5 protein-coding genes are annotated in these 6,221 nt (G+C 73.0%); 3 read left to right on the top strand and 2 right to left on the bottom strand.

The features are described from left to right. Positions 1-2,413, bottom strand: a 2,413-nt coding sequence (locus TR50_RS47020) for an ATP/GTP-binding protein (RefSeq protein ID WP_160311186.1), incomplete at its 3' end; no start/stop codon positions are given. A 1,154-nt stretch (positions 2,414-3,567) separates the two neighbouring features. On the opposite strand from TR50_RS47020, the gene TR50_RS25885 reads away from it, so the two are divergent. The 3 genes from TR50_RS25885 to TR50_RS25875 all read left to right on the top strand — a co-directional run bounded on the left by TR50_RS25885 (position 3,568) and on the right by TR50_RS25875 (position 5,527). Then, positions 3,568-3,849 carry a hypothetical protein gene (locus TR50_RS25885; RefSeq protein ID WP_042426697.1) on the top strand — a complete coding sequence of 94 codons (282 nt, stop codon included), beginning with the start codon at positions 3,568-3,570 and terminating at the stop codon, positions 3,847-3,849. A 1-nt stretch (position 3,850) separates the two neighbouring features. Further along, complete coding sequence (locus TR50_RS25880) at positions 3,851-5,020, top strand: hypothetical protein (RefSeq protein WP_042426694.1); 1,170 nt, start codon at positions 3,851-3,853, stop codon at positions 5,018-5,020. Positions 5,021-5,266: 246 nt separating this feature from the next. Beyond that, entirely contained in the window at positions 5,267-5,527 is a 261-nt protein-coding gene (locus tag TR50_RS25875; protein ID WP_042426691.1) for a hypothetical protein, read from the top strand. A 163-nt stretch (positions 5,528-5,690) separates the two neighbouring features. Here TR50_RS25875 and TR50_RS25870 read toward each other — a convergent pair whose 3' ends face one another. Beyond that, positions 5,691-6,116 carry a DUF11 domain-containing protein gene (locus TR50_RS25870; protein ID WP_042426688.1) on the bottom strand — a complete coding sequence of 142 codons (426 nt, stop codon included), beginning with the start codon at positions 6,114-6,116 and terminating at the stop codon, positions 5,691-5,693. Positions 6,117-6,221 lie beyond the last annotated feature (105 nt).

Here is a 6,221-nt window from a genome sequence, read left to right as displayed (position 1 = left end):
GCCGAGGCGGGGGCTCGGGGTGCGGGGGCGGCGGGGTGCGGTCGGTCGGGCCGGTGAGGAAGGCGAGGACGGCGGCGTCCTGCTGGTCGGCGAGCTTGTGGAGGTAGGAGGCGGTCCTCGCGCCGACGGCCTGGGCGCTGGACTGGCTCAGTTCGCCGAGGTGCTTGCTGCTCTTGAGGGAGCCGAAGACCTCGGCGGGCTGGGGGCCGCGCACGGTCAGCGGGCCGCGCTGCTTGCCTCCGGCGGTGAAGGACAGGGCGTGGTGGTAGCGCGGCAGTTCGGCGGCCTCGCGCACGGTGAGCGCGCCGTGCCACTGCTCGGTGACCGCGCCGACCGAGTCGAGGGAGCCGGCGGTCGTCGACAGCGCGGAGGCGTTCTGCAGCAGGGAGGCGCGGGTGCCTGAGCTGATGCGCTCCAGCAGCTGGGCCATCACGTGCAAGCGGACGCCGAATTTGCGCAGTTGCTCGGTGATGTCGGCGATCGTGGAGCCGGTGCCGGCCTGGTCCAGCGAGATCAGCTCGTCCATCCAGATGTGGAACGGCTTGCGCTTCCTCGTGGGCTGGTCGCCGCGGGACAGGCCGGCGCGGAACACGTCGCGCATCAGGAGGTTGACCAGGAGGCGCTGGGTGGGGCCGGTGCCGCCCAGGCACAGCCACACGATGCGGCGCTTGTCCATCGCCGCCCGCGCGTTCCATTTGCCGGTGGGGGCGCCGAGGAGGGCACGGGCGACGGGGTCGGCGGCGAGGCGGTCCAGGGGGTTGAGGACGGGGGCGAAGGCGTCGTCGCCGTAGGCGGTGAAGGTGGTGGTCCACCAGGCCTTCGCCTTGTCGGGGACCCTGTCGAGGACGGCTTCGCGGAACACCGCATCGGTGAGGAGGGTGCGGACCTGGAACACGGTGGCCTGCGCCTGGGGCTTGTTGGCGGCGACGGCCTGCCGGTTGACCTCCACCAGCGCTTCGAGGGCCTTGAAGAGGACGGTGGTGGCGCGCGGGGCGGTGTGGTCGCCCCAGCCGAGCACGATCGAGAAGGAGTCGACCGCCGCTCGCACGACTTCGTCGCCGCGCTGGCCGGCGTCCATGCCGAGGGGGTTCCACGAGGGCAGGCGGGCGCCCGCGTCGCGGCCGGTCAGGTCGATCCGCCAGACCCGGTCCCGCAGCGACTCGTGCGCGAGGAACGGGGCTGCCAGGTCCCAGGAGTCGGCGTGGGGGTCGACGAAGAAGACACCGTCGCCGGCGAGTGCCACCGCGAGCGCTTGGACGACCGCGCGGGTGGTCTTGCCGTAGAAGGACTTGCCCACGGACACCGAGAAGAGGGTCTCCTCGAGCGGTGAGGCGATCAGCCGGGTCGTGCCGTCCGGGGCGCGGTACCAGCCCTGCGGCATCAGCGGCGCGCCGAGCTCGTAGCCGGGCAGGGTGGCGGCGGTCAGAGGTTGGCGGCAGTGCACGGTCGGGGGCTTGAGCAGGCCGGAGAGCTCCGCGATGTTCAGCCAGGAGTCCGCGCGCGGCGCGACCAGCCCGGTGGTCCAGCGCCGGTCGAAGCCGCCGCGGCGCAGAGCATGGTTGGCGCTCCACTGCCACGGGCCCAGGCGGGCGCCGTCGACGCGCAGGCGGGAGCGTCCGGCGGACACGTCCATCGCGGCGGTCAGCGCCTTGAGGGAGCGTTCGGCGCGGCCCTTGACGTCGGAGGCGCAGCGCACGAGGAGCTGGAGACGGACCAGGCCCACATCGTTGGCGAGGCGGCCCCACACCTGGCCGGTGTCCACGGGGCGCGGGCGGATCGTCATCGCCATTCGGCGCCCGCCGCTGCGGCGGCCTGCGAAGTCCAGGAAGTGCGCGAGCTGGACGGCAAGTGAGTCCTCGATGGCGTCGGTGTCGGCGATCGCGCGCCGGGTCGCCTTGCGCGCCTCGGTCTGCGCGCGGGACCTGGCCGTGGCGGCGAGGTGCCCGCGCTTCAGGTGCAGCCGCCAGGTGGGGACCGGCTGGAGGTCGACGATGACCTCGGCGAGGTCGCCGAGGTCGGCTCGGACCGCCGAGACGGCGTCGACGATCGGCTGGAGCGGATCGGGCTGCAGCGGGACGTCGCGCAACGGGGCGCCGGGGTCGCCGCGCAGGACGAACTGCGCGCGCAGCGTGTGTTCGCGTTCCCGGTCCCGGACGGGGCGGCAGCGCTCCACGGTGACCTGGTCGTAGGGCGTGGTGGACAGCAGGTGCCGCGCGCTGGTGTGGCCTTCGAGGCTGTAGGCGAGTGGGGTCTCCCCCGTGCCGTCGGCGCGCAGGCGGATGCGCACCGACTTCGCGCGGGCGGGGGCCCACCACGGTCCGGAGCGGGCCGCGCGCAGCAGGACCGCGGCGCCGCGCCAGATCTCCTCCATGCTCGGGTCGAAGGAGCGGGCCGGGGTGAGGGTGTAGCGCACGCGGTGCGCAAGGACCTTCCGCGTCAGACGCTCGTGCAGGCACAATCCGGCCGCGACGACGGGCAGTGCGATCAGGGTGAGCAGCAGGCCGTGCGCCGCGAGCCAGGCGGGCGCGTGCCACAGCCGCAGCGCGCAGCGGATAAGCAGCCGGACCAGTCCGGTGGCGAGCCCGTTCAGCGCACACGCTCCCGGCTGACCGGGGCGGTGCCGAAGACCGGCGGGAGGTTGAGGTCGTGATGCACAGTCGCCTTCCGTGGGGATCGGTGGGATCCGACACGGGAAGCAGACCGGGGCGAGGTCACCGCTACGGTCAGCAGATCCACCCGCGAAGCATCACGAGCCGATAACAACCCGGGGTCACCAGGGGACTGACGGGTCACCAGACTCGGTGCCGGCAGGAGGACAGAGCTGCCAGGAACGACGGAGCGAAGCGCCCGGGAAGGGGATCATGACGGGCAGATTCGGCAACGCCACCGGCCGTGCACTGGCCCCGAGGTACTCCGACAGCGCGAGCACGGCGCATCGGAACCGCGGACGCGGGCGTGCACCGTGGTCCCGTCCCCAGATCGCTCGACCGAATCGCCTCGCCCGCGGCCCGGCCGGACGCTGCCCGGCACCCGGTCCGCTCCCCGCTCGCCGGGGTGGGGGTGACCAGGCAGGGGTAGGACCTGCCGGGCAGTGCGCGGCTGCCGGGTCTGACGTGTGCCCGGACCGTCTACGGCGCCGTCCCAGGACACCAACCGGTTGTCCCGGCACGTCAGCACGATGCCCGTTGTGATGGCGGTACCCCGTCCTGGCGCACAGTCCCGTCCGGGGCCGCGCGGGCTTCGCCGGTGGGCCGGCTGTTGGCGCAGCCGACCCTGGTCCTCGTGAGCTTCCCGGGGCCCTCCGGTCCGGTCAGTGCTCCCTCACCACGCGTTCTTCGACTTCAGCCGGCGGCGGGACAGCCCCAGTATCCGTCCCGTGCGGTCAAGCGTCACCTTCGTGGGACAGCAGTGGGACGGCCACGCTTGGCGAGCGCTCGTGTGCGCGCTGCAATGGAGCCACGGGTGCGTCAGCTCATGTGCCTCAACGAACTTGGCGGTTCCGGCATGTTGACGCGCCCGGCATCCAATCCCGGGGCCCTCACCCCATGTTCGGAAGGCGACGCCGCCATGACCAAGGCCGACCACCGCAGCACCGTCCTGCCCGCCGGCACGGAGCTGCTGCCGGGCAGCACCCGGACCGTGATCATCGTCATCGTCGTCATCGCGGCCTGGGCAGCGCTGGTGGCGAACGGCGCCCCGCCCGAGGCCGCCGCGATCGGGCTCGGCGCCGCAGCGCGCGCCGCGCAGCACCTGGCGTCCACCCCGGGGCGCTCCCCGTCGGCGCCCCGCCGCGCGAGCATCGCCGCGGGCAGGCGCGCACGGCAGGCCGCCCCGAGCGCGGGGGCCTGACGTGAGCCGCCCCGACCCCCTGCCGAGCAGCAGGACCAAGCCCTACACCTTCACGTTCGCGGTGCCGGAGGGAGCGTCCAAGGAGGAGGTCGACGGGCTGTTCCTCGCCGCGGTCGCCAAAGCGGCCCACAAACGCGGCATGAACCTCGAGATGACCATCGACCACGACGGCACCGCCGGGCCGACGGCCCCCCGCCCGCTGCCGCCCGCCTGGACGCCGGAACACACCCGGCCGCCCGGCCTCCCACCCGACCCGTCGACGTGCACCACCGTGGCCGAGTTCAACGAGAAGCTGAGGCTGCTCCACACGTGGGCGGGCGGGCCGGCCTACCGTGAGATAGCCCGCAGAACCGCCGACCTCGGCTGCGCACTGTCCAAGTCCGGCATCGGCCGCATACTCGCCGCCGACGCCACCCGCCCGCCCGGCGCAGACCACCTTGTCGCACTCGTGCGCGCGTACGGCGTCACCGAGACCGAGTGCCGCGACTGGCTGGCCGCGCTCGAACGGTTGAAGGCCCCGACCGCCCGCGTCGACGAACCCGGCGGCCCGGACGACACATGCGACGGCCGGCGCGAGTCGACCCCCGCACCCAAGCTCGTGCTCACCGGCACCGCCGCCGCCCTCACCCTCCCCCACCTGATGGTGGCCGCCCCGCTCGCGCTCCCGGCCCTCGCCGTCCTCCTGGACGACCAGGACGCAACCCACAACGCCACGCCGCCCGGCCCCGCGCACCCCGACGGGCAACCCGCCGGGAGAAGCCGGCAGGAGGACACCGAACCGGAGCGACAGGTCCTGTCCGGAAGAGTGCTCACCCGAGCCGAGGTGGAGGCCGCCGCAGACCAGATGCTCGCCGACCACAGGGCGCGGGCCGACCGCGGCCCCACCCGACCGGAGCGGGGCAAACGCGCGCACGAGGTCGCCGCCTTCCTGCGACACGTACGCGGCGAGTTCCGCACCGAACTCGACAAGGAGCTCGGCAGCAACGGCGAAGTGGCGCCCCGGCAGGAGTTCACCGTCTCGGTCACCGCCGACGGATACAGGCTCTCGGCCACAGGAGCGATCGCCGTAGGGGCACTGGCGGGCACCGTACTGGGCGTCCTACTGGGCGACGCCATCGCCGGCCGGCGTCCCGGCACCCACCCCCGCACCCCCCTGAGCCGGACAGCATGAAGGAACCCTGACCAGCCACACCGCCATCACGGCCCCTGCTGCTCCGCACCGGGTTCTGACCGAGCAGTGACGCCGGCCAGCTTTTGCCTTATTTGATGACTATTTCAGCCCTGTTGATGGATCTTCCTGATTTCGTCACGGTGTGTGGCGCTATGGGATCTGAAGCGCGGGAGCGGGGAGGGTTGTCGTTGCCCGGCCGGAACACCAGGGAGCCGGGGAGACAGCCCAGTTGAGAGGGGTTCAGCCATGTTCGGTGGACGCGCGAAGAAGGTCGTGGCGCTCGGAACGGCCGCCGTGGCGCTGGCCGGCGGCGCGGTGCTCGGCGCGGTCGGGACGGCATCCGCGACCACGCACCACGGGCCGGGAGACCACCGCCGGCACTGCGACGTCGTACAGGGGCACTGGGTGCGAACCTGGCACCCGGCCGGCCGTGACCGCCACGGAAGGCAGCACCCGGGCTACTGGACCCGTACCCGGGTCCCCGCCCACCAGGTCTGCAACCGCTAGGAGAGGGGCCCCCGGCCTCAGCCCCTCACGAACCCGTCTCCCCGTCGGCCCCGGCCGGCGGGGAGACGACCGTTTCCGGCGCAGGGACAGAGCCCGTGCGGGACAGCCGGGTCGAGTTGTCCACAGGGCCGTGCCCCACCGTTGGCACCGGTCGGTCGGGCTGTCAGTGGTCGTGGCGCTCGCAGCGCCCGTCGTGCCCGTGGGGCTTGATCTCGGTGGGGTCGGCGGCGGTGTGGCTGGTGGTGTCGCCACCTCCGAGGGCGGTGACGCGGTTCGTCACCTCGGCGTGGGCCCTGCAGGAGACGTCGACCTTCAAGGTGACGGGAGGGTAGCTGCTCCCGGCCGGGAGGACGTCGCCACGGGTACAGGTGAGGATGTTCAGGGTGCAGTTCCAGCCCGTGCCGACGATGCCGTCGGCGGTGAGCCCGGCGGGGAGGGTGTCGTACACGGTGACCGTGGTGCCGTTGGTCGGGGCGGCCCCGGAGGCGTTGCCCACGGTGATGGTGTAGGTGCCGTCCCGTCCCTGGGTGAAGGGCTTGGTGTGGGTCTTGGTGATGGTCAAGGACGCGACCACGTAGGAGATGGTCACCTGGCCGTTGCGGTTCGCCGTCCCGATCGTCGAAAGCGCATAGGACGTGCCGGTACCCGTGGCAGTGGCGAAGCTGCTGCCCCCGCCGCCCCCCCCCCCCCCCCC

Origin of the sequence: Streptacidiphilus anmyonensis, assembly GCF_000787855.1 — a bacterium.
GTDB lineage: Bacteria > Actinomycetota > Actinomycetes > Streptomycetales > Streptomycetaceae > Streptacidiphilus > Streptacidiphilus anmyonensis.
The sequence above is the reverse complement of the archived record's forward strand: the minus strand, read 5'-3'. Positions and strand labels throughout refer to the sequence as shown.

What these genes read in the sequence shown, in the direction of transcription:
- TR50_RS25885 (WP_042426697.1), top strand. Translation starts at nt 3,568, where the DNA reads ATGACCAAGGCCGACCACCGCAGCACCGTCCTGCCCGCCGGCACGGAG.
- TR50_RS25875 (WP_042426691.1), top strand. Translation starts at nt 5,267, where the DNA reads ATGTTCGGTGGACGCGCGAAGAAGGTCGTGGCGCTCGGAACGGCCGCC.